At 65.7% G+C, this 25,714-nt stretch carries 27 protein-coding genes and 1 pseudogene; 18 read left to right on the forward strand and 10 right to left on the reverse strand.

Features of this window, described 5'->3' with window-relative positions:
• The first annotated feature begins 107 nt into the window (after positions 1-107).
• On the forward strand, positions 108-1,409 hold the full coding sequence (locus tag E3O48_RS16090) for an ATP-dependent RecD-like DNA helicase (RefSeq protein ID WP_134540425.1): 1,302 nt from the start codon (positions 108-110) through the stop codon (positions 1,407-1,409).
• 120 nt (positions 1,410-1,529) lie between these two features.
• On the opposite strand, the gene E3O48_RS16095 is transcribed toward E3O48_RS16090, so the two are convergent.
• A complete protein-coding gene (locus E3O48_RS16095; protein ID WP_134540427.1) occupies positions 1,530-2,129 on the reverse strand; it encodes a hypothetical protein in 600 nt (199 codons plus the stop codon).
• 59 nt (positions 2,130-2,188) lie between these two features.
• Positions 2,189-2,611, reverse strand: coding sequence for a DUF4383 domain-containing protein (locus tag E3O48_RS16100; RefSeq protein WP_134540430.1), 423 nt, complete (start codon positions 2,609-2,611; stop codon positions 2,189-2,191).
• 202 nt (positions 2,612-2,813) lie between these two features.
• Between E3O48_RS16100 and E3O48_RS16105 the strand changes: the two genes are divergently transcribed.
• A complete protein-coding gene (locus E3O48_RS16105; protein ID WP_166788731.1) occupies positions 2,814-4,127 on the forward strand; it encodes a serine hydrolase in 1,314 nt (437 codons plus the stop codon).
• Positions 4,128-4,136: 9 nt separating this feature from the next.
• Positions 4,137-4,658, forward strand: coding sequence for a DinB family protein (locus E3O48_RS16110; RefSeq protein WP_134540436.1), 522 nt, complete (start codon positions 4,137-4,139; stop codon positions 4,656-4,658).
• Positions 4,659-4,743: 85 nt separating this feature from the next.
• Here E3O48_RS16110 and E3O48_RS16115 read toward each other — a convergent pair whose 3' ends face one another.
• Together E3O48_RS16115 and E3O48_RS16120 are read right to left on the reverse strand one after the other, a co-directional pair.
• On the reverse strand, positions 4,744-5,007 hold the full coding sequence (locus E3O48_RS16115; RefSeq protein WP_134509480.1) for a GlsB/YeaQ/YmgE family stress response membrane protein: 264 nt from the start codon (positions 5,005-5,007) through the stop codon (positions 4,744-4,746).
• A 104-nt stretch (positions 5,008-5,111) separates the two neighbouring features.
• Entirely contained in the window at positions 5,112-5,636 is a 525-nt protein-coding gene (locus E3O48_RS16120; RefSeq protein WP_241982580.1) for an Asp23/Gls24 family envelope stress response protein, read from the reverse strand.
• A 168-nt stretch (positions 5,637-5,804) separates the two neighbouring features.
• On the opposite strand from E3O48_RS16120, the gene E3O48_RS16125 reads away from it, so the two are divergent.
• Positions 5,805-7,241: a nitronate monooxygenase gene (locus tag E3O48_RS16125; protein WP_370250255.1), complete on the forward strand. Its 1,437-nt coding sequence runs from the start codon at positions 5,805-5,807 to the stop codon at positions 7,239-7,241.
• Positions 7,242-7,383: 142 nt separating this feature from the next.
• Here the strand turns inward: E3O48_RS16125 and E3O48_RS16130 are convergent, their stop codons facing one another.
• Positions 7,384-8,277, reverse strand: a complete 894-nt coding sequence (locus E3O48_RS16130) for a D-hexose-6-phosphate mutarotase (protein ID WP_166788732.1) — start codon at positions 8,275-8,277, stop codon at positions 7,384-7,386.
• Between the two features lie 177 nt (positions 8,278-8,454).
• Here E3O48_RS16130 and E3O48_RS16135 point away from each other — a divergent pair, with 177 nt between their 5' ends.
• The 5 genes from E3O48_RS16135 (at position 8,455) to E3O48_RS16165 (ending at position 11,813) form a co-directional block, all read left to right on the forward strand.
• Entirely contained in the window at positions 8,455-8,769 is a 315-nt protein-coding gene (locus E3O48_RS16135) for a 2TM domain-containing protein (protein WP_134540442.1), read from the forward strand.
• A gap of 30 nt (positions 8,770-8,799) precedes the next feature.
• A complete protein-coding gene (locus E3O48_RS16140) occupies positions 8,800-9,021 on the forward strand; it encodes a PLD nuclease N-terminal domain-containing protein (RefSeq protein WP_134540445.1) in 222 nt (73 codons plus the stop codon).
• Positions 9,022-9,149: 128 nt separating this feature from the next.
• Positions 9,150-9,884, forward strand: a complete 735-nt coding sequence (locus E3O48_RS16145; protein WP_134540448.1) for an SOS response-associated peptidase — start codon at positions 9,150-9,152, stop codon at positions 9,882-9,884.
• Between the two features lie 620 nt (positions 9,885-10,504).
• On the forward strand, positions 10,505-11,464 hold the full coding sequence (locus E3O48_RS16160) for a hypothetical protein (protein ID WP_241982586.1): 960 nt from the start codon (positions 10,505-10,507) through the stop codon (positions 11,462-11,464).
• A 22-nt stretch (positions 11,465-11,486) separates the two neighbouring features.
• Positions 11,487-11,813, forward strand: coding sequence for a hypothetical protein (locus E3O48_RS16165; RefSeq protein ID WP_134540454.1), 327 nt, complete (start codon positions 11,487-11,489; stop codon positions 11,811-11,813).
• Here E3O48_RS16165 and E3O48_RS16170 read toward each other — a convergent pair.
• Positions 11,802-13,198, reverse strand: a protein-coding gene (locus E3O48_RS16170; RefSeq protein WP_134540457.1) for an IS3 family transposase whose coding sequence is annotated in 2 segments (ribosomal slippage) — positions 11,802-12,871 and positions 12,871-13,198 — 1,398 coding nt in all. Because the reading frame shifts where the segments join, the coding sequence is not laid out codon by codon here. The genes E3O48_RS16165 and E3O48_RS16170 overlap by 12 nt on opposite strands.
• A 446-nt stretch (positions 13,199-13,644) precedes the next feature.
• Here E3O48_RS16170 and E3O48_RS16175 point away from each other — a divergent pair.
• Entirely contained in the window at positions 13,645-14,223 is a 579-nt protein-coding gene (locus tag E3O48_RS16175) for a recombinase family protein (RefSeq protein ID WP_255453768.1), read from the forward strand.
• 191 nt (positions 14,224-14,414) lie between these two features.
• Here E3O48_RS16175 and E3O48_RS16180 read toward each other — a convergent pair.
• Both E3O48_RS16180 and E3O48_RS16185 read right to left on the reverse strand, forming a co-directional pair.
• Positions 14,415-14,684 (reverse strand): annotated as a pseudogene (locus E3O48_RS16180) (FAD-dependent oxidoreductase); the annotation flags it as partial.
• 608 nt (positions 14,685-15,292) lie between these two features.
• Positions 15,293-15,724 (reverse strand): Lrp/AsnC family transcriptional regulator, encoded by a 432-nt coding sequence (locus E3O48_RS16185; RefSeq protein ID WP_134540463.1) that lies wholly within the window; start codon positions 15,722-15,724, stop codon positions 15,293-15,295.
• 138 nt (positions 15,725-15,862) lie between these two features.
• On the opposite strand from E3O48_RS16185, the gene E3O48_RS17840 reads away from it, so the two are divergent.
• The 6 genes from E3O48_RS17840 (at position 15,863) to arcC (ending at position 21,056) form a co-directional block, all read left to right on the forward strand.
• Positions 15,863-16,009 carry a hypothetical protein gene (locus tag E3O48_RS17840; RefSeq protein ID WP_166784670.1) on the forward strand — a complete coding sequence of 49 codons (147 nt, stop codon included), beginning with the start codon at positions 15,863-15,865 and terminating at the stop codon, positions 16,007-16,009.
• Positions 16,010-16,054: 45 nt separating this feature from the next.
• Complete coding sequence (locus E3O48_RS17845) at positions 16,055-16,192, forward strand: hypothetical protein (RefSeq protein WP_198413087.1); 138 nt, start codon at positions 16,055-16,057, stop codon at positions 16,190-16,192.
• 252 nt (positions 16,193-16,444) lie between these two features.
• Positions 16,445-17,863, forward strand: coding sequence for an amino acid permease (locus tag E3O48_RS16195; protein ID WP_134540465.1), 1,419 nt, complete (start codon positions 16,445-16,447; stop codon positions 17,861-17,863).
• 33 nt (positions 17,864-17,896) lie between these two features.
• Positions 17,897-19,126, forward strand: coding sequence for an arginine deiminase (locus E3O48_RS16200; protein ID WP_134540468.1), 1,230 nt, complete (start codon positions 17,897-17,899; stop codon positions 19,124-19,126).
• Positions 19,123-20,124, forward strand: coding sequence for an ornithine carbamoyltransferase (gene argF / locus E3O48_RS16205; protein ID WP_134540470.1), 1,002 nt, complete (start codon positions 19,123-19,125; stop codon positions 20,122-20,124). The genes E3O48_RS16200 and argF overlap by 4 nt, the downstream gene beginning before the upstream one ends.
• The gene (gene arcC, locus E3O48_RS16210) at positions 20,124-21,056 is read left to right on the forward strand and encodes a carbamate kinase (protein WP_134522459.1); all 933 of its coding nucleotides are present in this window, start codon (positions 20,124-20,126) and stop codon (positions 21,054-21,056) included. Before argF ends, arcC begins: the two co-directional genes overlap by 1 nt.
• Positions 21,057-21,264: 208 nt before the next feature.
• Here arcC and E3O48_RS18210 read toward each other — a convergent pair whose 3' ends face one another.
• Complete coding sequence (locus E3O48_RS18210; RefSeq protein WP_255453766.1) at positions 21,265-21,453, reverse strand: antibiotic biosynthesis monooxygenase; 189 nt, start codon at positions 21,451-21,453, stop codon at positions 21,265-21,267.
• Between the two features lie 765 nt (positions 21,454-22,218).
• On the opposite strand from E3O48_RS18210, the gene E3O48_RS16220 reads away from it, so the two are divergent.
• Together E3O48_RS16220 and E3O48_RS16225 are read left to right on the forward strand one after the other, a co-directional pair.
• Positions 22,219-23,028 carry an ice-binding family protein gene (locus E3O48_RS16220; protein ID WP_134540472.1) on the forward strand — a complete coding sequence of 270 codons (810 nt, stop codon included), beginning with the start codon at positions 22,219-22,221 and terminating at the stop codon, positions 23,026-23,028.
• Positions 23,029-23,979: 951 nt separating this feature from the next.
• Entirely contained in the window at positions 23,980-24,612 is a 633-nt protein-coding gene (locus E3O48_RS16225; RefSeq protein ID WP_134540474.1) for an MBL fold metallo-hydrolase, read from the forward strand.
• A gap of 514 nt (positions 24,613-25,126) precedes the next feature.
• Here E3O48_RS16225 and E3O48_RS16230 read toward each other — a convergent pair.
• Positions 25,127-25,552 (reverse strand): hypothetical protein, encoded by a 426-nt coding sequence (locus E3O48_RS16230; protein ID WP_134540476.1) that lies wholly within the window; start codon positions 25,550-25,552, stop codon positions 25,127-25,129.
• Between the last annotated feature and the right edge of the window lie 162 nt (positions 25,553-25,714).

Raw genomic sequence — 25,714 nt, forward strand, 5'->3', positions numbered from 1 at the left:
CAGGCACCCGCTCGGCCGGAGTGCACAAGCCGGGTGGTGACGGCCGCCGGTCGCAGGACAGCGGATACAGTGGAATGTCCCTCCCGCACCCATCGAAAGCGTCCCACGTGTCCGAGATCCCGCTGTCGCGCGAACAAGCCGAGGTGTTCCAGGCGATCGAGGGCACCCGCCAGAACGTCTTCGTCACCGGCCGGGCCGGAACGGGAAAGTCCACGCTGCTGAACCACCTCTCCTGGAACACCAGCAAGCAGATCGTCATCGCGGCGCCCACCGGCGTCGCCGCCCTCAACGTGGGCGGCCAGACCATCCACTCGCTGTTCCGGCTGCCGATCGGGGTGATCGCCGATCACCCGATCGACCAGAACGACCAGCTGCGCAAGCTGCTCAACACGATTGACACCGTGGTCATCGACGAGGTGTCCATGGTCAACGCCGACCTGATGGATGCGATCGACCGCAGCCTGCGCCAGGCCCGCCAACGGCCCAACGACACCTTCGGCGGGGCCCAGATCGTGCTCTTCGGCGACCCGTACCAGCTTGCCCCGGTCCCGGGGGACTCCGACGAGCGCGCCTACTTCGCTGACACCTACCGGTCGATGTGGTTCTTCGACGCCAAGGTCTGGCGGGACGCCGACCTGCGCATCTTCGAGCTCAGTGAGGTGCACCGCCAGCGCGACGCGGACTTCAAGCTCATGCTCAACGCGGTCCGGCACGGCCAGGTCACGCCGGAGATCGGCGGGGCGCTCAACGCGGCGGGGGAGCGGAAGCCGCCGACGGAGGGCGTGATCACCCTCGCGACCCGGAACGATTCCGTGAACCGGATCAATGCGGCCGCGTTGAAGAGCCTCTCCGGGAAGGCCCTCACCGCCAAGGCGGACGTCACCGGCGATTTCGGCGGCCGCACGTTCCCGGCCGATGAGGTGCTCGAACTCAAGGTGGGCGCGCAGGTCATGTTCCTGCGCAACGATTCCCCGCAGGACGGCGGTCCGCGCTGGGTGAACGGCAGCATCGGCACCGTCACCCGGGTCGACTCGACGGTCTACGTGGACATCGACGGGGTCACCCACGAGGTGGAGCCCGCCGTGTGGGAGAAGTTCAAGTACACATACAACGCCACCACCAAGAAACTGAGCAAGGACGTCGTGGCCGAGTTCACGCAGTTCCCGTTGCGGTTGGCGTGGGCGGTCACCATCCACAAGTCGCAGGGGGCCACCTACGAGCGGGCGATCGTGGACCTCGGGGCGCGGGTGTTCAGTCCAGGTCAGACCTACGTCGCCCTGAGCCGGCTGACCAGCCTCGACGGCCTCTACCTCACCCGTCCGCTGCGGCCGAGCGACATCATCGTGGACGAGAACGTGCAGCGGTTCATGAACGGTCCCCGCGGCGACCTGCCTGCCCTGCCCGACTGACCGGCCCGCCCGGTCTGCGCGTCACGAACGAGCGCCGCGGCGCACGTTGCGAAAGCGGGCGCACGATCGAACATGCGCCCCCAGCTCGAACCTGCGCCGCGAGGCGACGGATGCCTGGGGTCAGTGGTGGTGGCCGGTCGGGTCGACGGTGGGGGACGTCGACGCCGGGAGGCCGTGTGAGCCGTGGGGCACGGCGTGGGCTCCGGCGTCCGTCGCGGCCAGGGCCGGCGTGGTCAGGCCGGAGAACAACAGCCCGCCGATCGTGAGGGCGAGCAGGAAGCGCCAGCCCGGCGGGGCGGCCGCGGCATCCGTTGGCCCGGCGCCCGGCCCGGCGGTGCCCGCGCCACCGGGCGGGCGGACACCCCGGCCGGCCGTGCGGCGACCGATGGCGAGGGCGGCGGCGATGAAGAGACCGAACAGTGACGCCACCATCATCGGGAAGAGGGGGAGGCCCGTGGCGCCGGTGGGCAGCCCGAACCCGCTGCCCAGCGTCGCCGTCGCTCCCCACACGAAGACGGGGATGAGGGCGCCGAACAGGGCCAGGTCCGCGGCGACCAGCCGCCCGCTGACCAGCATCACGACGCCCCAGCCGAGTTCGGCGGCGCCGAACCCGACCAGGAGGATCGCGAGGAGCACCGGGGCGCTGGCGCCGACGGCGAGGTGGATCGTGCCGGCGCCCATCGCGGCGAAGGCGAGCCAGAGGCGGCTGATCGAGGTCATGGCGTGCCTTTCCGTGGATCGGGCATGGACGAGGGCCGTGCGAGCCGGGCCGTTGCCGGTCAGGCCGTGGCGGCGCGGTCGTGGGTGCGGTTGACGACCTTGTCGGTTGCGAGGCCGGCCCCGAGCAGCACGATCGCGCTGGCGAGGTGCAGGAAGTGGTCCGGCGTGTTGAGGGCGAGGATGTTCAGCGCGGTGCTCGCGATGAAGAAGCCGACGATGCCGAGCAGCAGGTAGACCGCTCCGATCGTGGTGTTGACGGCCTTCGCGGCGGGAACACTCGCCAGCCCGGCGATCAGGAGCGCCGCGCCGATCAGAAGGTGGGCCACGTTGTGCAGCGGGTTGACCGCGAAGAGGCCGAGGAGCAGGCCGCCCTCGGTCGCGATGAAGCTGATGCCGCCGGTCACGGCGAAGCCGAGGAGTCCGACGAGCAGGTAGACAGCGCCGAAGACCGTGGCGACGAGGCGGTTGGGTGAAGTGCGCATGAGAAGACCTCCTGTTTGGTGTCACGGTCGATCCGTGCACGATAACTATTCGGAGTTCCGGGCGATTCGGTTTGGTCAATGCACGCACGGCATCCGGGTCCTGAGTACACTCCCTCGTAGAGGGGTCAGCAGCCAATGGGGGTAACGGAATGAACGTCGAGATGTCATGACGAACGCTGGGAGGGCGCCCCGACGATGCGCCGTGAGCGCACTCGCGGTGAGCGCGGCCCTTCTGCTCTCCGGATGCACGGGCACGGCCGGTGCCGTCGGCGACAGCCACCCGCAGGTGCAGGCCCCGTTCCCGGCGGCGATCGCCGGCCGCCTGGACGCAGCCCTCGCCGAAGCGATCACCCAGTCCGGCTCCAGCGGAGCCCTCGCCGGCGTCTGGGCGCCGTGGGCGGGGCAATGGGTCGTGTCGCCCGGCACCACGGCGCCGGGGAACGCCGTTCCCATGGGCACGGCCATGACCTACCGGATCGGCACGAACACGACCGCGCTGACCTGCACTGTGCTGGCGAAGCTCGTCGATGAGGGCATCGTGAAGCTCGACGACCAGGTCTCGACCTACCTCGACCGGATGGTGGGACTCGAGGGAGTCACTCTCGGCCAGTTGTGCCGCAACACGTCCGGCCTGGCCGACTACACCCGGAACCTGCTCCCGCAGTTCGTGAAGAACCCGACCCGGATCTGGCCGGCGCAGGAGGTGGTGTCCAGCGGGATGGGGTCTCCGCGCGTGGGGCTGCCCGGTGGCGTCTGGGCGCAGTCCGACACCGGGGTCGTGCTGCTCGGGATGGCCCTCGAGGAGGCGGCCCACCAGGACCTGTCGTCTCTCTACCGCAGCCTGGTGCTCGAACCGGTGGGCATGACCGGCACGAGCCTGCCCGGCCCGAATGAGCTGGGCCTGCCCGGCTCACACCCCGAGGGGCTCACCGCCGCGCTCGACGCGGCCGGGCACCCCGTCTGCGACAGTGTCCTCACCGTGACCGAGCTGTCGCCGTCGATGGGCGGTGCCGCGGCCGGCGCCGTGTCGACCCTGGCCGATCAGAAGAAGTGGGTGAGCGCCCTCGCCGAGGGCAGCCTGCTCACCGACGCGACGGCGAAGGCGCAGTGGGCGACGGTGGCCGAAGGAGCCGACGCGCCCGGCTGGCGCCGCTACGGCCTCGGCGCCGAGCAGATCGGTCCGCTCCGCGGGCGGTCCGGGGCGATCCCCGGGTTCATCTCGGCGGCGTACTCCGATCCGGCCAGCGGCCTCACGATCGTGGTCGCTTTCAACAACTCGACTGACGGGGCCGGTTTCGCCGAGGCCGTGGCGCGGCGCCTCGCCGCCATCGTGTGGGCCGTGCCTGCGGCTGACGACACGGCAGGCACCGGGGCAGGTGCCGCCGCCCCCGCCGCGGACTCTACGCCGGCCTCCGCACCGACGACACCCTTGCCGTGGACCGAGGAGCAGGCCGCGGAAGCGATCCGCGCCGCCACGGCGTGCGCCCCTCCCGCTGCGCCGGCACCGGCCGGGTAGGATCTGCCCATGGCAATCGACCCAGACACGAAGGACTGGACCTGGGTGCTCGAGACCCCGTGCCCCGACTGCGGTTTCGCGGCGGCCGAGGTCGACTTCGACGACATCCCTCGGCTCGTGCGCCGGAACGCGGCCCGATGGATTCCGGTGTTGCACCGCGCGGATGTCGCGGTGCGCCCGAACGAGAACACCTGGTCGGCCCTGGAGTACGCGGCCCATGTCCGCGACGTCTTCCGCATCTTCGAGGCACGCCTGCGGCTGATGCTCACCGAGGTCGACCCGGTCTTCCCGAATTGGGACCAGGACGCGACGGCGGTCGCCGACCGGTACGATCAGCAGGAACCAGCCGTCGTGGCCCGGGAACTCACCGAGGCCGCGGCATCCGTCGCCGACGCGTTCGCCCAGGTCGCGGTCGGCGACCTGGGGCGTACCGGGCGCCGAAGCGACGGCGCCGTGTTCACCGTGGCGACGCTGGGCCGGTACTTCCTGCACGACCCGGTGCATCATCTGCACGATGTGGCCGGCGACTGACACCCGACTGACACCCGGAGGTCGCGAAAAAACGGGCGCACCATGACTGGTGCGCCCGTTCTCGGCTGAGTGGCCTTCGTGCCGGTCAGGCCCGGCGGCGTCCGGCGAGGGCGCCGTAGACCAGAAGCACGATGATCGATCCGGCGATGGCGAGCAGCCAGGTCGAGATCGAGAAGAAGTCGCCGAGGTTGACCCCGAAGATGATTGATCCGAGCCAGCCGCCGAGGAACGCGCCGATAACGCCGAGGAGCAGCGTGAGGAACCAGCCGCCGCCCTGACGGCCCGGCAGGATCGCCTTTGCGATGGCGCCGGCGATAAGTCCGAGAATCAGAAATCCGATGAAGCTCATGGGTGTGTCCTTCTTTTTTTGTGGGGGAGTCGGGTCGGTGGACCCTGGGTCAGTGCACGAGTGGGGGCGCCGCAGCGCGGGTCGAGCGGGTTCGCTCGGGTTGGTTACTCCGGGACGGCCGGGGTCTCGGGCTCGTCGGCCGGGGCCCCGGCGTAGTGGACATCCTTGACGGTCACGTCGACAGCGGTCACCTGCATGCCCACGATCGTGTGGATCGCAGTCGTGATCGCGGCCCGCACGTCGTCGGCGACCTTCTGCAGTTCGTGGGGGTACTCCACGACCAGGGAGATCTCCACGGCGACGCGGGTCTCATCGACGGTGATGCTCACCCCCTGGGACGGGTCGGTTCCGCTGATGGCCTCCCGGATGGCGCCGAGGGCGCGCGCGGCGCCGCCGCCGAGGGCGAAGACCCCGGGAACCTCACGCGCCGCGATTCCGACGATCTTCGCAACAACGCCGTCCACGATGACGGTCTTGCCGGTGCCGGCTTCCGGGGCTTCGAATGCGGTGGTGTCGACGATGGTGAACTCCAGTCTCTCTCTGCCTGCCCGCCCGGAAAGGGCGGCGACCGCAGCTTGGTCAATTACTAAGACGTTAGCCGGGACGGATTCGTCACGTCGAAGTTGCACAAAGTCTGGAAGACGTGACAATCAGGTGCGGGAGGCCCTGCACGGATGCCGCCGCCCGCCGTTTTCGGCGAGGTTGCACTCCTGGTCGGGCATATGCCCTGAGTTAAGCTGAGATCGGCTCGGCAACCCCGAACTCGCGGGCCTCAGGCAACACCCACGGAGGTTCTCGTGCTCGAAAACACACTGCCGGTCGTCATCCAGGGCGGCATGGGCATGGCCGTCTCCTCATGGCAACTCGCCCGCACGGTGTCCCAGGCCGGTCAGCTCGGCGTCGTGTCCGGGATCGCGCTTGACACCGTGCTCACCCGGCGGCTGCAGGACGGCGACGTGACCGGCGACATCCGTCGGGCCCTCGCCGCCTTCCCGGTGCCGGCCATCGCCGAGCGAGTGCTGGAGCGGTTCTTCCTGGTCGACGGCCGCCCCACGGGAGGCTCCTACCTGCCCGTGCCCAAGCTCTCCCTGCACCCCACCCGGGATCAGCAGGAACTGAGCGTGCTGGGCAACTTCGTCGAGGTCTGGCTGGCGAAGGAGGGCCATGCCGGTCTGGTCGGCATCAACTACATGGAGAAGGTACAACTCGCCACCCCAGCCGCCGCCTTAGGTGCGATGCTGGCCGGCGTGGATTATGTGCTGATGGGAGCGGGAATCCCGCGGGAGATCCCGCACCTGCTGAACGAGTTCGCGGCGGGCGGGGAGGGCCGGGTCACCATCGACGTCTCCGGCTCGGAGACCGTGCACACCATCGGCGTCGACCCGGTCGCCCTGCTCGGCGAGGCGCTCCCCTCCCTGAAACGCCCGAAGTTCCTCGCGATCGTCGCCGCGCACGTGCTCGCGTTCTACCTGGCCAGGGACGAGGAGATCCGCCCCGACGGTTTCATCATCGAGGGCCCGACGGCCGGCGGCCACAATGCACCGCCGCGCGGCCGGCTCACCCTCGACGACGACAAGCAGCCCATTTACGGCCCCCGGGACGACGCCAACCTCGAGAAGATCGCCGACCTGGGCCTGCCGTTCTGGCTCGCCGGCGGCTATGGCCAGCCCGAACGCGTGGCCGAGGCCCGCCGGGCCGGCGCGGCCGGTGTGCAGGTCGGCACGCTGTTCGCGCTGAGCCGCGAGTCCGGCCTCGCCGACACCCTCCGTGATGCCGTGCTCGACCGGCTCGACGACGGCGAACTGTCGATCAGAACGGATGCCGCGGCCTCGCCGACCGGCTTCCCGTTCAAGGTCGCGCAACTGCCGGGAACGCTCTCCGTGGCCGCCGTCTACGACGATCGGGTGCGGCTCTGCGACCTCAGCTACCTGCGCGAACCGTACCAGCGAAAGGACGGCGTCGTCGGCTTCCGCTGCCCCAGCGAGCCGGTGCACATGTACGTGCGCAAGGGCGGCGCTGCAGAGGACACGGTCGGCCGGGCCTGCCTCTGCAACGCGCTCACCGCGACGGTCGGCCTGGGCCAGACCCGCAAGACCGGGTACGTCGAGTCGCCCCTGCTCACCCTCGGCAACGACATCGAGGGTGCCGGTCTGCTCCGCGCCGCGCATCCCGAGGGCTGGGGTGCGGCCGACGTGGTGGCCTGGCTGCTCGGTCAGGTGCCCGCCGCCCGTTGAGCCGCGATTAGCCGCGCCTCCAGCCCGCGCTGCAGGTGAATCACGGAGTAAACACCTTCCGCCCACACCTTCCGCCCAATGGGGAGGGTGCTTTCTCCGCAACTCAGCCGAACGCGGTGTCCCGGCGACGGGTGTGCGCGGCTCAGCCGGCGACGTCGAACACGGCCGTGAGGGTGTGGCTCTGGTCGGGTTCGAGCCGCACCCGGTTCTCCCGCACGTTCGCCGATTCGACGCAGACCATCCCGGTCCACTCGTCGTTGCCGAAGTCGCCCATCGAGGCGGCCTTGGCGATCCACGGGTTCCAGACGATCGTGCTGTGCGAGCCCTGGGTCGTGATCCCCACGGTGCGCACGGAGCCGTCGGTCACGGCCGTGGCGGCGGGGCTGTCCAGGTAGATCCGGTCCGTCTCGGCGTTGAACCGCACGGGGCCGGTCTCGGTCCCGACCCACATTCCGGCGAGCTGGTCGAGGTAGGGCGCACCCTCGAGGCCGGTGACCTCGGTGGCGCGGATGTCGTCCACGGCCAGGTAGCTGTGCAGCGCCTCCTCGAAGCCGACGGCATCCGTGTCCCGGTTCGTCACCGTCAGCGCGAGGGTCAGCCGGGCGCCGACGGTCACGGTGTAGAGCGCCTCGAAACGGTGCGGCCAGGCCGTGGCGCGGGTGGCCGGGCTGTCGGCCAGCCGCAGGGTGACGGCCACGGTGTCGCCGTCGTCTCGCGCGGCGACGAGCTCCCACTCGGCCAACCGGGCGAATCCGTGCGCGGGGGCGCCCGGATCGAGCGGGTTGGCGCCGAACCACGGGAAGCAGATCGGAACTCCGCCGCGGATGGCCTTCGCCTCGGTGAACAGGCTGGCCGCGCTCAGCCAGAGCACGGGGCGCCCGTCGGCCGGCGTCCACCTGGTCAGGTGAGCGCCGTGCAGGTACAGCTCGGCAGATCCGTGTGAGCCGTCCACCCGCACGACGGGCAGGCCGCCCTCGCCGGTCTCCAGGCGAACGGATGCCGGCAGAGCGGCCGGGTCGAAGGGTGCGGGTGACAAGGGGCCTCCAGAATGTTGGCAGCGCCAACGCCGGACTCCAGTTTCGCAGCTTCGGGGCCCTGCCGTTGCGGGACCTCCGCCCAGTGGCGGCGGCGGGCCGGCGGGGCTACCGTGTGCCCTGGGCGATCGCGTCATCCGGCCCGATCGGACTGACCAGCCAACCAGGAGGTGGCGGACATGTCAGGATTCACGGAACCAGGCCAATCGGGCTTCGTGCCCGGTCAGGACGCCTCGGCGCAGCCGGCAACGGACCGGGAATGGGCGGGCAGGAGGCTCGAACGCAGTCGCAAGCTCGGCGACACCATTGTGGCGTATGTTGTGATCAACCTGTTCCTGATCGGCATCTGGGCGGCGGTCGGCATGGGCTATTTCTGGCCCGGCTGGGTACTCGCCGGGTGGGGTGTCGCGCTGGTGCTGGAATCCTGGAGCCTGTCCTACACCCGGGCCATCACGGACGCCGACATCGAGCGGGAGATGCGCAAGGGCAGCTAACGGCGCAATCACGACGAGACGGAGTTGGACATGGCGAAAAAACGGTGGAGCGAACTGACCGGCAGCCAGCGGGCGGGGACGATCGTGGGCTCGGCGGTGCAGTTCGCCCTGGCAGCAGCGGCGTGGTCCGACCTCGCGAACCGGCCGGCGAAGCTCGTCAACGGGAAGAAGGCGGTGTGGGCGGTGGTCATCGCGGTGAACTTCGTCGGCCCGATCTCATACTTCCTGTTGGGTCGACGCGCTCACCGCTGACTTCGCCCGGGAGGTCGGTTTCAGCGTTCCGCGCGGCTGCGTCCCTGGTCCAGCAGTCGGCGGGCGTGGTGGCGATCCTCCGGGACGCCTCCATTGCCGCGCGGGGCGTCGCGGAATAGCCTGTGCGCATGTGCGGACGCTTCGCGATGGACAAGGACACCGACGACCTGATCCGGGAGTTCGTCGCATCCGGCGGCGATTTCCGGGACTGGCGGCCGTCGTACAACATCGCCCCGACCGATCTCGTCCCCGTCGTGCGCGAATGGGAGCACGACCACACCGTCACCCGCGAGGTGGACGGGGCCACCTGGGGCCTGGCCCCGGCCTGGGCGGCCGGCGCGCAGGCCGCGCCGGCCGGCTCGAAGACCAATGCCCGGCGCCCGGCCCCGATCAACGCCCGCCTCGAGACCGTGGCCACGAACGGCATGTTCCGTGCCGCGTTCACCTCCTGGCGGTGCATCGTGCCGATGACCGGCTATTACGAATGGGAAGACCTGCCCGACGGCAAACAACCGCACTTCATCCATGGCGACGGCGTCCTGGCAGCGGCCGGACTCTACGCCGGGCGGCAGGAGCACGACGGAACCTGGTCGCACAGCATGGCGGTGATCACCAGGGAGGCCCGGGACGCCTCCGGCGACATCCACGACCGGATGCCCGCCTTCCTCACCAGGGATGCCTGGGATGAGTGGCTACGGCCGGGCAAGGTCGCCGACCCCGGTGCCCTGCTCGACCTGCTCGACCGGTCGTCACTGACGGTGGCCGGCAACATCAGGAGCCACCCGGTGTCGCGCCGCGTCAACAACGCGCGGGTGCCCGACGAGGAGAAGCGGGACCCGGAGCTCATTGACCCTTTGCTCTGATTCTGATCAATTGCATCGAGTTGATCCCGTGAAATCATTGGGATGGCGGTCCCGGCCGAGGTCGCTGTAGTTGCAACCAATCGGCGAGTCGCTCACGCAACCTGTTATGTGGGTGCAGACGCGGTTTCACCACATCCCGCGCGATGAAGACGAGCCGATCATGGACGAACATTGGCAGGGTTTCGCGATCACGACTCGCGACCTTACTGCGACAAACGAACTCATTCTTGGTCGCTAAGTTCCGAACCTTGCTTTGGCGGTCTCTCGCCGATTGCCCAACGCAGTCGCTCAATCATCTCCTGTACGGCCGCGACGAGATGGGCCGACGATTGTGATTCCGGCAGAGGGTTATGCGACGTAGTTATGAGAATCGCCGCGCTGCGAGAATCCGGCGATCCGCAAAGGCGAAAAACGGGAGTCGTGAGACGTCTTATATCCCTACGGTTACGAGACGACACATTTGCCGATCTGGATCGCGCATCACGATCCCGCGTTTGTTCACCGTCCGGGTTGCGGGTGGTCCGCTCCTTCAGCGGAGGTGGACCTCGCCTGCCATGCTCGTCCATGAGCTCCCACCCAACGGAGGAGCAAAGCAAAAATCCACTGGAGGCATTGTGACGATGATCAAACATCTTGAAGTGGGCTCAGTCTTGGCTGCAACATTCATCGATGGCATCGATGAGACCCCGCACGTAGTGGGAACCTTGAAGCTTGACGATGAACGCGGAGTCCGAGTCTTCATCCCGTTTGTTCAGGGCAGCAAAGAGTTCGAATCAGTCGAAGACTGGTTTGACGGACAGAATCCCCCTTCTCATCTGTCGGTTATTGGGAACAATCTCCGAATCGGCCTCTTCGGCTGTGGCTTCAGTGGACTAACTTCGAACACTCCACATGGAACTGCGGAAGGGCACATCGATGCTGAGGAAGCAGTGTTGAAGGAACGTGACGGGGAGTTCTCGGATCCTCTGCGAGTCAAAGAAGTCATCTCAGAGATTGATGGACTCTACGAATGGGCACGGCTGAAATCAGTCACGACTGACCATTCAACAGAGGGGGACGGCTGGTCATTAACCAACACCCTTGCCTTCACTGTGAAGGCTGCCCAGGGTCTTATATGGCGACAAGGTGATGCCACTCTTTCCGTTTCAACAACGTTCAGCGGGTCCAGCGGTCGTGGCATCAACCTCGAAGAGAAGGCAGTCCTCCGCAGCGCTTTTGATCTTCCGCGTTCCTTCCATGAACACTTGGTTGAACAGCGGAAATTCGTCACATTCCTGTCGCTGATGTTCGGAACTTCGCTCTCGTTTCGAGGACATCGCGTGAGGGACGACCGCTACACGACCAAAACCATGGGGGTCAGATCATGGACTATCCCTCCGTTGAGCTCATCAGTAGGCAGACCATCCGCGAATACTCCAAACCTTTGCCGCCCAAGAAGGAACTGGACCACCCACTTGTTCGGATGCCTCAACTTCAGTCCGAGTCTCTATCTCAATGGTCTGACAACTACGACCAGTGGGAGAGGTTCATTCTGCCTATCTCAGGGGTCTACCGGGTGCAAACGTCAATGTCATTCGTAGAGAACATCGCCTCAACTCAGCAATGAGCCTCGAGGCGCTCGGCGCTGTCCTCGTCGGCTACGTGGAGGGCGAGGAGGCCACCTATCAGGAGGGCAAACGGGCGGTCGAATTCGCGACGAAGATGAAAGATCCGTCGACGCCAAAGAAGGCATCCTCTCGCTGGAAAACGGTAGCTACCGACATCTACCGTGGCATCAAGCCCCTCGGTCTCAACTGGAAACAGATCGCCGCGTCAGAGATTGCCTTGGCACGGGCGGTAGCGAACAATTACAACACCCTCAAGCATCCAAGCAAGGGCTCGTCGGAATTTGTCAAGGTGAATGAGGCCAGCGTGACTTTAGGCGGCTAGTTTCGGCCCTTCTTCTTGTTCGGCTGGCTTGTTGATCCAGGCAGCGTCGGGGGTGGCGAGGATCTTCGGGTCGAGGTTGGTGCTGAAGCGCTCAGGGTTCCGGGCGCGGGCTGCGGCGAGGGTCGCCGCCCGCTCGGCGGCTTTGCCGGCTGCGAGGCCGAAGTGGACGTCCGCGGGCGTGTTCAGCCCGATGCCGGTGTGCCGGTGGGTGTGGTTGTAACCCTCGACGAAGGTGTTCATGAAGCGGCGGGCGTCGCCGAGGCTGGCGAAGCGTTCCGGGAAAACCGGGGCGAACTTGAGCGTCTTGAACCACGCCTCCGAGTAGGGGTTGTCGTTGCTGACCCGGGGCCGGGAGTGCGACTTGGTCACTTCCAAATCCGAGAGCAGGGCGGCGACGGTCTTGCTCGTCATCGACGTGCCGCGGTCCGCGTGGACTACCTGCGGGGTGCCATGAATGCCGAAGGTCTCTCTCATCATCTCCGCGGCCAGGACGGCGGATTCGGCCGGATGGACCTTCACGCCGACGATGTAGCGGGAGAAGATATCGATCATCACGTAGGCGTCGAAGTACTTGCCCTTGATCGGCCCGGGCAGCTTCGTGATGTCCCACGTATAGACCTGCCCGGGGCCGGTGGCGACCAGTTCCGGGATCGCCCGGGCCGGGTGCCGGGCCAGCCGACGGCGTTCCTTGACCTGCTTGTTCTCGGCCAACACCCGATAGATCGTTGAGATCGACGCCAAATACACGCCCTCATCCCGCAGCTGCGCGTAGATCTGGATCGGCGGCAAGTCCACGAACCGGGCCGAGTTCACCACCGCCAAGATCCGGGCCCGCTCCAGGACGTCGAGCCGGTTCGCCGGCACCACCACCGGCCGGGCCACCTGGGCGCGAGGCGTCCGGGTCGCGGTCGCCCGCGGCAACCCGACCAGCACGGCGGCCGTCCGAGTCGAAACGCCGCGGCCGGTCAGGTCGCGGTAGGTGGTCATCACGGTTTCGTCTGCGGTGTTTCGTCCCGCGAGCTCTTCGAAAGATTTTCGAGTAGCTCGTGCATTTTTGACATGATCTCCAACGCCACCCCCGTCGTTTCCAACCGCCGTTCCGTCAACTCAAGCTGGCGGCGGAGCCGGGCGATCTCGGCCTGCTCGGGCGTGAGCCGGCCGATCTTCTCCCCGGGTTTCTTGCCCTGCAGCACGCCCGCATCGCGCAGCTTTCGCCACTCCGTGATCTGCGAGGAATAGATGCCCTGCTCCCGCAAATACGCGCCGCCCCCGTTGCCGGAGATGGCGTCCTCGTAGGCGGCGAGGTGGTCGAGTTTCTGCTTCGGCGTGAACGAACGCCGGGGCGTGGGGCCGCCCGCGCGGGGGCCGGGACTGCTGTTGTTCATGGAACTATCGTCGCGCACGGCGATCAACGAGGGGCTGGACATGATGGGACTTCCTGATTCTCGCCCTACATCAAACGGCGGACTTGCTCTGAGCTACTGGCCTCAACTCACCCTGACACGTAGGGGTTCCCCGATCCCCTTCATACACGGCTTCTCAGCGATATTTCGTCAGGAATTGTTCGCCTCAATGCGCTCAAGCTGGTGACGGATGATGAGGATCTCATCATCGGGTCGCAGTCCACCCATCTGTTCCGACGCACACTGAGCATTTTCGCTGATGAGCGGCTGTTCATTTCGGATAACGGAGAGATCGTCTCGCTCGATGCAGAAGTCCCAACGGCCGATGAGGGGTCGTAACGGCCATTTGCCTCGACACTCCACATGCTGGCGATCGACCGGAGAAAGTCTGAGGTGTCTCGCAACTGGAGTGCCTCACAACCCATGGGATACAAGACACTGACACCTGTTCCGGAGCGGCGCAGGCAATGAGTTCGATGCGCCAAATAGCGATCACAGAACGCCGCCAGAGAGCGCAAAGAGTCACAGACAAGGCGTCGGGGAAGGACCTAAACCGGCCGGAACTGGAGGAGTTGATCAAGTTTGTCCGCGACGGCGATACCGTTCTCGTGCACTCGATGGACCGCCTTGCCCGCAACTTGGAGGATTTCCGCTTGATCGTACGCCGGCTCACGGCGAAGAAGGTCCGGGTCGAGTTCGTCAAAGAGCAACTCGGCTTCACCGGAGACGACAACGCGATGGCAAACCTGCTTCTGAATGTCATGGGTGCTTTTGCTGAGTTCGAGCGCTTTTTGATCCGCGAGCGTCAGCGTGAGGGTATTGCCTTGGCCAAGAAGCGTGGCGTCTATCGCGGCCGTACTCCGTCCCTTGACGGGGCTCGCGCCGCGGAGCTGCGGGGGAAGGCCGCCGCCGGTGTGCCAAAAGCTGCTCTGGCTCGAGACTTTGGGATCAGCCGCGAAACCGTCTGCGCCTACCTCCGCGCTGAGGCCGGAAGGAATATTTGGTGAGGTGGGCGCCATGCCTGCAGCGGGGGAGCGGAGCCAGTTCGCACGCCTGTACCTGGTGACGACGCTGACGCCGGTGCACAACGGCATCTAAAACGGCCCACTGCCACTGCCACGGCCGCCAACTCAGGCCGTGTCCCGTGTGATGTAAGGGCTTACGGATCAGGCGTGGCTCTGCGCCGCTCAACGTTCGGTTAGCGAGTGGTCGCGTCGTCGAGCAGCGCTGTTTCGTTCTGGGCGTAGGTTCCGAGGCCTGATGCGGCGAGGAAGTGTTCTGCGTCGGCCGCTGCGGCGCAGCCGGTTCCGGCGGCGGTGATCGCCTGCCGGTACCGGTGGTCGACGAGGTCGCCGCAGGCGAACACGCCGGGCAGGTTGGTGGCGGTGGTGGGGTGGTCCACCAGCACGTAGTTGTCCGCGTCTACGTTGACTTGGCCGAGGACGAGTTCGCTGCGGGGGTCGTGGCCGTGCAGAGGAGTACGAAAAGGCCAATGTTCACACTGGCCTGCACAACCCCGAAAACTCAGGGGCTCGTTGCGCAGACGACTTCGGGAAATGACAGGGGGCACAAAACCCACCACGGCTGAGAATGCCCATCTCGACGTCAGTACTTGGCGGAATCTGCTCATCTCGATGTCAGTGGACCACGGGCTCGTCCCAGTAGGCTCGGTGATCACGTTGGTGATCTGATGGTCGGCAGAAAGGGTCGATGATGCGCGGAGGACAGGACTCGGGGGAGCGGGTCGGCCTGGCAGCTACCAGCCGCGACCACCCCAAGCCAACGGCGAACGACTTGCTAACGACCGTTGGCACGGTCGCCGACTACTGACCGAGGACACCGCCGCTAGTGTCCTGGACCTGATCCACGACCGTCTGGGCGCCATTGCGCTACAAAGCGGCACGGGAACGCGCGCAAGCACGGTCGCCAAAGTGTCAAAGGGAGAGTGCAAGACAAGGCCGGGGGACATCGTACGCCGGCCAACCTGCCACCTGATGGTGCAATAGCCCTCGTCCCCACTGAAAGGTTCGGGTGTTCTGTGAGGCCTCGGGGTTCGCAGAACCGATGTGTGACGGCTTAGGACAGCGTCGAACTGAGCAGCAGACTCGTCTCGCTGTTAACGACGCCCTCGACGGAGCGAATCTGGCCGAGTAGCCGGTCGAAGTTGCTCAGCGTGTCGGTCCGGATCTCGGCCACCAGGTCCCAGCCGCCGTTCGTGGTGTGTAGCGCCCGGACTTCGGGAAAGCCGCGAAGTTGGCTGATCGCCCGATCTGTTGAGCGCCCCTCGACCTCGATGAGCGCGATCGCCCGGATCGAGTCGGGATCCCGCTCTTCGCGAACCCGGACGGAGAATCCGAGGATGGTGCCCGAGTCCAGCAGCCGCTGCAGCCGGATGTTCACCGTTGCCCTCGTGACTCCGAGGTCATGGGCGAGCGTGGTGACGGGGGTTCGCCCGTCCGCCCGCAGTGCGCCGATTAGGCGGCGATCGAGGTCATCGAGCGTATTCATGATTCACACTGTACCGCCAGGGGAAGCATCTTGAAAGATTTATGGCACATATTGGCTCGCTCTGCTCGTTACGCGTGCACATTGCCCGGTCATAGGCTAATTCCAGAAAACAAAAAGAAGGTTGTCGTGGTGCGTTTCATGAACGTAAAGAACATCACCGCCCGGCCGTTCGGCTTCGACATCGTCGTGGTAGCGAGCGTGCGGGACGCGGTGGCGGGCGCCGACATCATCACGACCTCCACTACTGATAAGGCCCAGGCGGCGGGGCGCACGCACTACGACTAGATCGCCATCTTCGACTCGGTCGATTTTGCCATCGAGGACTTTTCGGTGCTGCGCTACCTGCGCGATTTGGTCGCCGGCGCCTCATTCTTCGTCGAACTCGATCTGATCGCCGGTCCCTTCGATCCCAAGAACCTCTTCGGTCTGGTCGCTGACGTTATTGTCTCGATTTCTGCTCGGCCGTAAGCGCTGGCTCTTTGGGGCGGTGATCGGCGTGCCGTCAATGTTAAGTTCAACCGCTGCGTTTCTTAAAACCTGATCAGGCATTGCCCTGCGTCGGTTTCTGACACGCTCCACGGAAATGCACGGCAGATTTCAAGAACATCCGTTTCAAGAACATCCGTGAACTCGCCACTTAGTTCCCTCGGCCGCTAAGCCCGGAAACCTTTCGACCTGACGATCGGATGTCAAATATCCGTATCAACGCCGGAGGTCATCATGGTCCAACCAAAGTCCGAGGTCGGGTCTGTCCCGACCGAGCCCGAGGGGCGCACAACCGAGCGCGCCCTGTCCCTGCCTCAGTCGACTGCACTGATTATGGGCAGTATCATCGGTGTCGGCATCTTCTCGCTGCCCTACGCATTATCGTCGTATGGCCCGATCAGCCTGGTCGCCATGGGCCTCGCCACCGTCGGGGCGGTCGCGCTTGCGCTGATGTTCGCGGTGATGTCGCGACGCCTGCCGGCTGCCGGCGGACCGTATGCCTATGCACGCTCAGGGTTCGGCAACGCGGCCGGGTTCGTTAACGCCTGGTCCTACTGGATCACGGCATGGGCGGGCAACGCGGCGATCGTCGTCGGCTGGGTGTACTACGTCGAGCACTTCCTAAACAAGGACGGCGCGGTCGGCTGGTCCATCCTGATCGCCCTTGTCGGGTTGTGGATCCCGGCCGTGATCAACCTGACTGGCGTGCGCGCGATGGGTTCGGTCCAAGTCTGGACGACGGTGCTGAAATTCATCCCGCTGGCCATCATGTCGACCGTCGGGTTGTTCTTCATCAAGGCGGGGAACTTCACGCCGTGGAACCTCAGCGGTGACAGCAGCCTGTCGGCGATCGGTGGAGCGATGGCGATCGCACTGTTCAGCTATTTGGGTGTCGAGACCGCGGCCGTTGCCGCGGCGAAGGTCCGCGATCCCGAACGGAATGTCCCGAAGGCGACCATCTACGGCACGCTCGCTAGCGCCATCGTCTACCTGCTGTCGATGGTTGCCGTGTTCGGCATCGTGCCCGCCTCGCAGTTGGCTATGGACGTGAACAAGGCGTCCTACTCCGTCGCGGCCAACTCGATCGTCGGCGGCGGTTCCTGGGCCGGGGACTTGGTGGCGTTGGCCGTCATCGTCTCCGGTATCGGCGCGCTGAACGGCTGGACAATGATCTGCGCGGAGATGCCGTTGGCTGCCGCGAAGGACGGGCTGTTCCCGGCGCGGTTCGGGAGCCTGTCGCGGCGCCGGGTTCCGGCCTTCGGGATCATCGCGTCCACCGCGCTGGCGTCGGTCGCCGTGGTGATCAGCTATCTGGGAACCAGCGGCGCAACGGTGTTTACCACCCTGGTCCTGATGACCGGGATCACGGCGGCCGTGCCCTACGCATTCTCCGCCTTGGTCCAGATCAAGTGGCGTTGGCGGGACAGCCACCCAGTCCACACGTCGAGGTTCGCGTTCGATGTGTCGGTGGCGGTCGTGGCGCTGATCTTCTCGGTCGCCTTCATCTACTACTCCAGGAACACCAGCGACTTGTGGTACGTCGTCTGGGGCCCGTTCCTGATGGCCGGCGGCGCGTTCGTCGTCGGGATCCCGGTCTACCTTGCGCAGCGGCACTGGATGACTAAGCCGGCCCCCGTGCCCGAGTACCGCTGAGCATTTACACCATCAATATAGTAAGGAATAGCCATGCCATTTCGTGTTGAATCCGAGGTAGGAGTGCTGCGCCAGGTGATCGTCCACCGGCCGGGTCTCGAGCTCAGCCGGCTGACCCCGGACAACGTCGACGACCTGCTCTTCGACGACGTCATGTGGGCCGATCGGGCTAGGGAAGAGCACGACGCGTTCGTCGGCCAGCTCAGAGAGCGCAACGTGACGGTGCACTACTTCCGCGAACTGCTCGCCGCGGCGCTGGACGCGCCGGGTGCCCGGGAGTTCCTGCAGAAGTGTCTGACCAGGGCCATCCGGTTCGGGCCCGCGCTGGACAAGCCGCTGGAGCGGATCGTCGACCAAACGTCGTCGGAGGTGCTTTCCGAGCTCCTGATCGGGGGCGTGCTCAAGAGTGACGTCATGCCGATGCTGCACACGCCCAGCCTTCTGATGGAGTCCCTCGGCATCGACGACTTCCTGCTGCGGCCCCTGCCGAACCACCTGTTCCAGCGCGATAACTCGGCCTGGATCTACGGCGCCCTGAGCATCAACCCGATGGCCAAGCGGGCCCGCAAACGCGAGACCATCAACTCCCGCCTGATCTACAAGTTCCACCCGATGTTCCGCGACGCCGGGCTGGAGATCGTCTACGGCGACGATTCCCTGCCCCACGAGCCCGCTACCGTCGAGGGCGGCGACGTGCTCGTGATCGGTAATGGGGCGCTGATGATCGGGATGGGCGAACGGACCTCGCCCCAGGGGGTCGAGACACTAGCCCGACTGCTCTTCCAAGGCGGCCATGTCCGCCAGGTGATCGTCGTCGAGCTGCCGAAGGAGCGGGCCTTCATGCACCTGGACACCGCCATGACAATGGTCGACAGCGACGCGTTCTCCGTATATCCGTACCTGCCCGAGACGCTGCGCGCGTTCATGCTCACCCCGGTGGGGTCCGGCGGCGACTACGACATTACGGAGCACACGGACCTGTTTCCTCTCGTGGCCGAGGCCCTCGGCGTCGACAAGGTCCGGGTCCTGCGCACCCCAATCGATCGCGCGGGTGCGCAGCGAGAGCAGTGGAACGATGGGAACAACTTCCTCGCCGTTTCCCCCGGCGTCGTGCTGGGTTATGAGCGGAACACGACCGCCAATCGATACCTCGCCGACGAAGGCATCGAAGTCATACCCGTCGTGGGATCCGAGCTCGGCCGCGGCCGCGGCGGTCCGCGATGTCTGTCCTGTCCAATCGAAAGAGATGCGGTGATCCTGTGAGCTTTAACCTGCACAACCGGAGTTTCCTTAAGGAAGTCGACTTCACCCCGAAGGAATGGAAGTTCCTCCTCGGGCTGGCCGCGGACCTCAAGGCAGCCAAATACGCCGGCACTGAGCTGCCCCGGCTAACCGGGAAGAACATCGCCCTCATCTTCGAGAAGACCTCCACCCGGACCCGCTGCGCCATGGAAGTCGCCGCGCACGACCAGGGCGCCCACGTGACCTACCTCGATCCGAGCGGGTCGCAGATGGGGCACAAGGAGTCCGTTAAGGACACCGCGCGGGTGCTGGGCGGGATGTTCGACGCCATCGAATATCGCGGCTCGGCGCAGACCAACGTCGAGACGCTGGCCGCGTCGTCGGGTGTGCCGGTGTGGAACGGGTTGACGGACGAGTGGCATCCCACCCAGGCGCTGTGCGACATGCTCACGATGCGCGAGCACTCCACCAAGAACGACCACGAGATCGCCTTCGCGTACCTCGGAGACGCGCACAACAACGTCGCGAACTCGCTGCTGGTGGCAGGGGCGCTGATGGGCATGGACGTGCGCATCGTGGCCCCCCGCCAGCTGTGGAACACCGACGATGTGATCGCGGCCGCCCAGACGATCGCCGAGAGCACGGGCGCGCGGCTGACCCACACTGAGGACGTCGCCGAGGGCGTGGCCGGGGTCGACTTCATCTACACCGACATCTGGGTCTCCATGGGCGAGCCCAAGGTAACTTGGGACGAACGCATCGCCGCCCTGCTTCCCTACCAGGTCACCGCGGACGTCTTGGCTAAGACCAGCAACCCCGACGTCAAGTTCATGCACTGCCTGCCGGCGTTCCACGACCGGAACACGGCCGTAGGGGAACAGTTGTTCAAGCAGACCGGCCTCGGCGAGCTTGAGGTCACGGACGAGGTGTTCGAGTCGTCCAGCTCCATCGTGTTCGCTCAGGCCGAGAACCGGATGCACTCAATCAAGGCGATCATGGTCGCCACCCTGGGTTCCTGATGCGCATCGTGGTCGCTCTCGGCGGCAACGCACTCCAGGAGCGCGGCGCCCCGATGACGGTGCAAAACCAGCGCGCCAACGTCGCCAAGGCGTGCGCCGCGCTGGCGCCAATCGCCCAGGAGCATCAGCTGGTGATCTCCCACGGCAACGGGCCGCAGGTCGGACTGCTCGCGCTCCAGGCGGCCGCCTACGACCACACGTCCGAGTACCCTTTCGACGTCCTGGGCGCCCAGACCGAGGGAATGATCGGGTACATGATCGAACAAGAACTCGGCAACCGGCTCCCGTTCGAAAAGTCGATCGCGACGATCCTGACCATGACCGAGGTGGACCCGGCGGACCCGGCGTTCACGGACCCGACTAAGTTTGTCGGGCCGGTGTACGACGCCGACGAGGCGCGTCGCCTGGCGGTGCTGCGGGGGTGGGTCGTCAAACCCGACGGCGACCACTGGCGTCGGGTGGTGCCCTCGCCCATGCCGCAGCGGATCTTCGAGCTGAGCACGATCAAAACGCTGGTGGCGGCCGACACGGTGGTGATCTGCGCCGGCGGCGGTGGCATACCCACCATGTACCAGCCCGGCTCCCGCAAACTCATCGGCGTCGACGCCGTGATCGACAAGGACCGGGCCAGCGCGGTGCTGGCCCGGGACCTCAAGGCCGACTCCCTCGTGATCGCCACCGACGCGGACGCCGTCTACACCGGCTGGGGGACACCAGAACAGCGCGCCATCATGCTCGTCCACCCGGACACGCTCGCGGGCTTCGACTTCCCGGCGGGCTCGATGGGACCCAAGGTTGAGGCGGCGATCGACTTCGCCCGCAACACCGGTCGCGACGCCTTCATCGGATCACTGACAGAATTGCCGGCGCTCCTGGACGGAACCGCGGGTACCCGGGTCTCCGTGACAGCCAACGGCGTGGCCTACCGCTGACCCCGCCGCGGTCCCACGACGCCGGTCCACGGCGGCTGACGGGGACGACAGAAACCTGCCCGGGCCGACTCAACGGTCCGGGCAGGTGCGCGTAAACGGCAGGTTGGGCAGCGCGGCCTTCTCTCGCAACCAGGTCACGACAGGAGGAACGACCTCGACAATAAAGTTGGCGATCGGAGTCAAAACGCGAATCAGTCCGCCGATTCTGTCAACCAGCAACGTGAGTGGCTCGACGCTGAAGTCCTCGCGTGTGAGCTTTCACGGAATCCCAATCCGCAAGAAGAACATATAAGTTCGGCGATCCCATTGATCTTGACAGGGATAAGGAACGAAACCCGGGCTGGCCGCTAATCAGAGGACGCGCTTGCTTGATGTCATTTTTCGAAGTCGTCTGCACAAATGTTCGTACTCGCCTGCACAGCAGCGAAATAGCGAAAGCGGCCGCTCGGCTGCCCAGCAAGCAGCCCAAACTGTCCAAGGCTCAGGAGAAGCCAGCACCTGGTCGACGTGTACCAGGGGGTGAGGCCCACTCTCTCCCAGGGCAATCCAGCGCGTCGGTGACACTGCCGCCTGTTCACGGTGTGCAGAGGAGTATGGAACAAACGGGCGTCTTGTGCAGAGGAGTACGAAAAGGCCAATGTTCACACTGGCCTGCACAACCCCGAAAACACAGGGGTTCGTTGCGCAGACGATTTCGGAAAATGACAGAACCGCCAGCTTCCGGGGGAGCGCCCGTTAACATCCCTCTTACGGACGGCCTTGCGCTCGAGTGGGCGACCCAGCATTTGCCGGGTTGATCCGCGACTCGTCGTTGGGGCGCTACGGTCAGGCTTGGGGCATCTGTTTGCTCGTTGTTGTGCCCGTCGACGGGTGGGATCCTGGATGTCGTCGGGAATTCATCTAAGCGTTGCGTGCCGTGTTCGGGGGCACTGTTTCTGGCCCTAGTCTGGGGTTAGACAGATTCGATTCGTTGGATTCCAGCTCAGTGGGGCGCACCTTTTCGTGCGTGATGCCCGTCTCTCCCGCACCGCTGGAGAGGTGCATTCCCGGCACACTTCCGCCAAAGAGCGAAACCCGGCCAACACTCCGGGGACCGCCATGCCGGGCGGCCCTGCCCTCGCCTCCGCATTCGCGGATGCGTCACACGGGAAAGGGATTCACCATGACCACCACCATTCAGAAACCGCTCTCCGGTACCCGCGCCCGCCGGTGGCTGCCCGCATTGCTGCTCGCCGTCGCCGTTTCCGGCGTTGGCACGGTCGGCCTAAGCGCCGCCGGCGCCAGCTCCGCGTCCGCGGCCGTTCCGACCGGGTCCGTTCGCGCCCCCATCGCGCTCGGCGCAGCGGGTACCTTCGCCATTCTCTCCGAAACGGGCGTGACGGATGTCTACGCGTCGGCCGTCAACGGTAACGTGGGCTCCAGCCCGATCACCGGTGCCGCGATCCACCTCAGCTGCGGCGAAGTGCACACCGGCACGATCTACACCGTCGATGCTGCCGGGCCCGCGTGCGCGGTCACCGACCCGGCGTACCTGAACACCGTCGTCGGTGACATGGGGATCGCGTATCAGGATGCCGTCAGCCGCGACCAGGCCGACGCGATCGACCTCGGTGCCGGCGAGATCGGCGGCCTGACCCTGAACCCGGGCCTGTACCAGTGGAACACCGGTGTCACCATCTCCAGCGACGTCACCCTGACCGGCGGCCCGAACGATGTCTTCATCTTCCAGGTCGCCGGGAACATCAGCGAAGCTGGCGCCAAGCAGGTCACCCTCGCCGGTGGCGTGCAGGCGAAGAACGTGTTCTGGCAGACCGCCGGAGAGGTATCGGTCGGCACAGCAGCGCACTTCGAGGGCATCGTGCTCGCGAAGTCACTCATCGCCGTGAAGACCGGCGCGACCATCAACGGCCGCCTGCTCTCGCAGACCGCTGTCACCCTGCAGATGAACACCGTCACCGCGCCCGCGCTCTAACCAACACCCAGCGCGATCACACGTGGCCGTACCGGATACCGTGTCAGCCGCACCGGCTGCACATGTCTGGTGCGGCCACCGTCAACATGTGACGCCTCTGTTGGTCCCCACTCCACTGATGGTCAGCGTTGAGAGAGCTCTAATGCCGGTTCGGAGTGCCCGGACCGTCGAGATGGAGGAATGCACCTCGCCCGCCTCCCCAGCTGCTTCGGAGTGCGATAGGCCCGGTCAGGACGGCGGTGTGGCAGTGGGGACAATACAGGTAAGGGTGCGCGAGAGTGCCCGCGGATTCGAGCCGACGATCACAACTCACGCACGCGAGGGGCACCTCATCGTCAAGCATGAATCCAGTATGCGCACCCCCGCGCCAAACACGCCAGACACTGACTCATCGACGCCCGGCACCCGCCCACCCGATTGGGCCGGTGCGCGAGCACGTTTCCCGGCCTGAGGCGCCGGTGCCGGCGACGTTCCAGCGGATAGGGCAGGCCTTGGCTGCCCAGTTCATCAGCCCGATACCACTGCGGCAGGGACAGACACGGGCGGCGTGCCAGCAGATTGGCGGGGCGCGAAGCCACTTCAGGCAGTGCCCGATCAGGCCGACGAAGCCGCTTTCTCAATCATGAAACCGTGCTCCAATACGGGTTCCCCTTGTGACACACGAGCACCATGCCCGACGATCGCCCTGCGGCTCGTGGATTTGAACCGCAAGGGCTCCGTCTTACGGGCGCTTACCCACTATCCGGGTGCGCGTTGATGGTGACCAGTCACTAGTACGGCAGGTGCGGAATATCCTTGAAGACGCGTTCGGTATCCGCTTTACTGGTTGGCACACGCCAGAGGAAGTTGCGACCAAATTCGTTCTCGTGGCACTCACCTCCTCGCCGCCATCGTCATCCCGGTCCTCAGCCGGCCGCTCGCTGCATCGACATCTCGCACGGGAGTTCAATTATGACCGTCCCTTCCCCGATCCGAATCACGCCCATCCACGTTGGCGATCTACTTGCCGCGGGCGAGGTGATGCCAATCTATGTACACGTCATCGACCATCCCAATGCGCGCGTCCTGGTCGATACCGGCATGACCGAGCTGCACCCGGCGGTGGCAGATCTTGATCCCCGCCTCCGTCCCCTGAACGAACAGGGATTCGACCTTGACAGCGTCGACATCGTCGTCAACACGCACCTACACTTCGACCACTGCGGCGGCAACAAACTCTTCACCGGCAAGCCAATCTACGTTCAGCGCCAGGAACTCGCCGATGCCCGCTCCGAGGACAACTACACGATCCGCGAATGGGTGGACCCGCCCGGCCCGCGCTACATGCCGGTCGAAGGCGAGTTCGAGCTGCTTCCAGGGCTACGCCTCTTACCGGCGCCTGGCCACAGCCGCGGCACGCAGATCGTCGTCGTCGACACAGGCGAGGGACAGCTGATTGTTGCCGGCGACACCGCAGTCTGGTTCGGTGAACTTGACGAGCCACATACCCAAGGCCAGCTGCTCATACGCGCTCTGAATCCAGAACTGGTCTGGCTCTCCCACGGTCACGAGCCCTGGAGACCCACCAACCTCCGTTCCCCGTGACTGGCGCGATGATCGGGTCCTCCGATGGTCCGACCTTAGGCTGGACTGCAGCGCTGCGGGTCAGTTCCGATCTCGACCAATCACACCGGGGCACGCGGCTGAGCCCGTATGACCGCCCGGCCCGTTGAAGGTTCCCTACGGACACAACTCCGCTTCGAGCGGACGGGGCGCGATTCGCGTTCGGAAGGTCTCTCTCAACGTCAACTTTCGAACTTCTCGCCGCGTGTTGGCCGGCTAACCATTCCAGGTCATGTCGATGGATGCCCAACGATTCCCGTTGCGGTCATTGCCCTCAACGACTTCGGCGGTCGGCGGCAAGTGCACGAACCGGGTCGAGTTCACCACGGCCAGGATCCGGGCCCGCTCGAGGACATCGAGCCGGTTCGCCGGCACCCGCACCGGCCGGGGCGTCCGGGTGCGCGGCGTCCGGGTCGCGGTCGCCGGGGCAACCCGACCAGCACGGCGGCCGTCCGGGTCGGAACGCCGCGGCCGGTCAGGTCGCGGTAGGTGGTCATCACGGTTTCGTCTGCGGTGTTTCGTCCCGCGAGCTCTTCGAAAGATTTTCGAGTAGCTCGTGCATTTTTGACATGATCTCCAACGCCACCCCCGTCGTTTCCAACCGTCGCTCGGTCAGGTCCAGCTGGCGGCGGAGCCTCGCGATCTCGGCCTGTTCGGGCGTGAGCCGGCCGATCTTCTCCCCAGGTTTCTTGCCCTGCAGCACGCCCGCATCTCGCAGTTTTCGCCACTCCGTGATCTGCGAGGAATAGATCCCCTGCTCCCGCAAATACGCGCCGCCCCCGTTCCGTGAGATGGCGTCCTCATACGTGGCGAGGTGGTCGAGTTTCTGCTTCGGCGTGAACGAGCGCCGGGGCGTGGGGCCGCCCGCGCGGGGGCCGGGACTGCTGTTGTTCATGGAACTATCGTCGCGCACGGCGATCAACGATGGGCTGGACATGGGGGGACTTCCTGATTCTCGCCCTACGTCAAACGGCGGACTTGCTCTGAGCTACTGGCCTCAGCTCACCCCGACACGTAGGGCATCGATCCACCTTAGAGAGTTGGCAGCTCAGCGATGACTTTCGGGACGCGGTCAATCGGATGC

The sequence above is a fragment of the Cryobacterium sp. HLT2-28 genome, assembly GCF_004402495.1.
GTDB lineage: Bacteria > Actinomycetota > Actinomycetes > Actinomycetales > Microbacteriaceae > Cryobacterium > Cryobacterium mannosilyticum.

Excerpts from the sequence above, each read along its gene's own strand:
- E3O48_RS16095 (WP_134540427.1), bottom strand. The coding sequence starts at position 2,129 with ATGACCTCGATCAGCCGCCTCTGGCTCGCCTTCGCCGCGATGGGCGCC.
- E3O48_RS16100 (WP_134540430.1), bottom strand. The coding sequence starts at position 2,611 with ATGCGCACTTCACCCAACCGCCTCGTCGCCACGGTCTTCGGCGCTGTC.
- E3O48_RS16110 (WP_134540436.1), top strand. The coding sequence starts at position 4,137 with ATGGCAATCGACCCAGACACGAAGGACTGGACCTGGGTGCTCGAGACC.
- E3O48_RS16115 (WP_134509480.1), bottom strand. The coding sequence starts at position 5,007 with ATGAGCTTCATCGGATTTCTGATTCTCGGACTTATCGCCGGCGCCATC.
- E3O48_RS16135 (WP_134540442.1), top strand. The coding sequence starts at position 8,455 with ATGTCAGGATTCACGGAACCAGGCCAATCGGGCTTCGTGCCCGGTCAG.
- E3O48_RS16140 (WP_134540445.1), top strand. The coding sequence starts at position 8,800 with ATGGCGAAAAAACGGTGGAGCGAACTGACCGGCAGCCAGCGGGCGGGG.
- E3O48_RS16145 (WP_134540448.1), top strand. The coding sequence starts at position 9,150 with ATGTGCGGACGCTTCGCGATGGACAAGGACACCGACGACCTGATCCGG.
- E3O48_RS16160 (WP_241982586.1), top strand. The coding sequence starts at position 10,505 with ATGATCAAACATCTTGAAGTGGGCTCAGTCTTGGCTGCAACATTCATC.
- E3O48_RS16165 (WP_134540454.1), top strand. The coding sequence starts at position 11,487 with ATGAGCCTCGAGGCGCTCGGCGCTGTCCTCGTCGGCTACGTGGAGGGC.
- E3O48_RS16185 (WP_134540463.1), bottom strand. The coding sequence starts at position 15,724 with ATGAATACGCTCGATGACCTCGATCGCCGCCTAATCGGCGCACTGCGG.
- E3O48_RS17840 (WP_166784670.1), top strand. The coding sequence starts at position 15,863 with ATGAACGTAAAGAACATCACCGCCCGGCCGTTCGGCTTCGACATCGTC.
- E3O48_RS16195 (WP_134540465.1), top strand. The coding sequence starts at position 16,445 with ATGGTCCAACCAAAGTCCGAGGTCGGGTCTGTCCCGACCGAGCCCGAG.
- E3O48_RS16200 (WP_134540468.1), top strand. The coding sequence starts at position 17,897 with ATGCCATTTCGTGTTGAATCCGAGGTAGGAGTGCTGCGCCAGGTGATC.
- arcC (WP_134522459.1), top strand. The coding sequence starts at position 20,124 with ATGCGCATCGTGGTCGCTCTCGGCGGCAACGCACTCCAGGAGCGCGGC.
- E3O48_RS16220 (WP_134540472.1), top strand. The coding sequence starts at position 22,219 with ATGACCACCACCATTCAGAAACCGCTCTCCGGTACCCGCGCCCGCCGG.
- E3O48_RS16225 (WP_134540474.1), top strand. The coding sequence starts at position 23,980 with ATGACCGTCCCTTCCCCGATCCGAATCACGCCCATCCACGTTGGCGAT.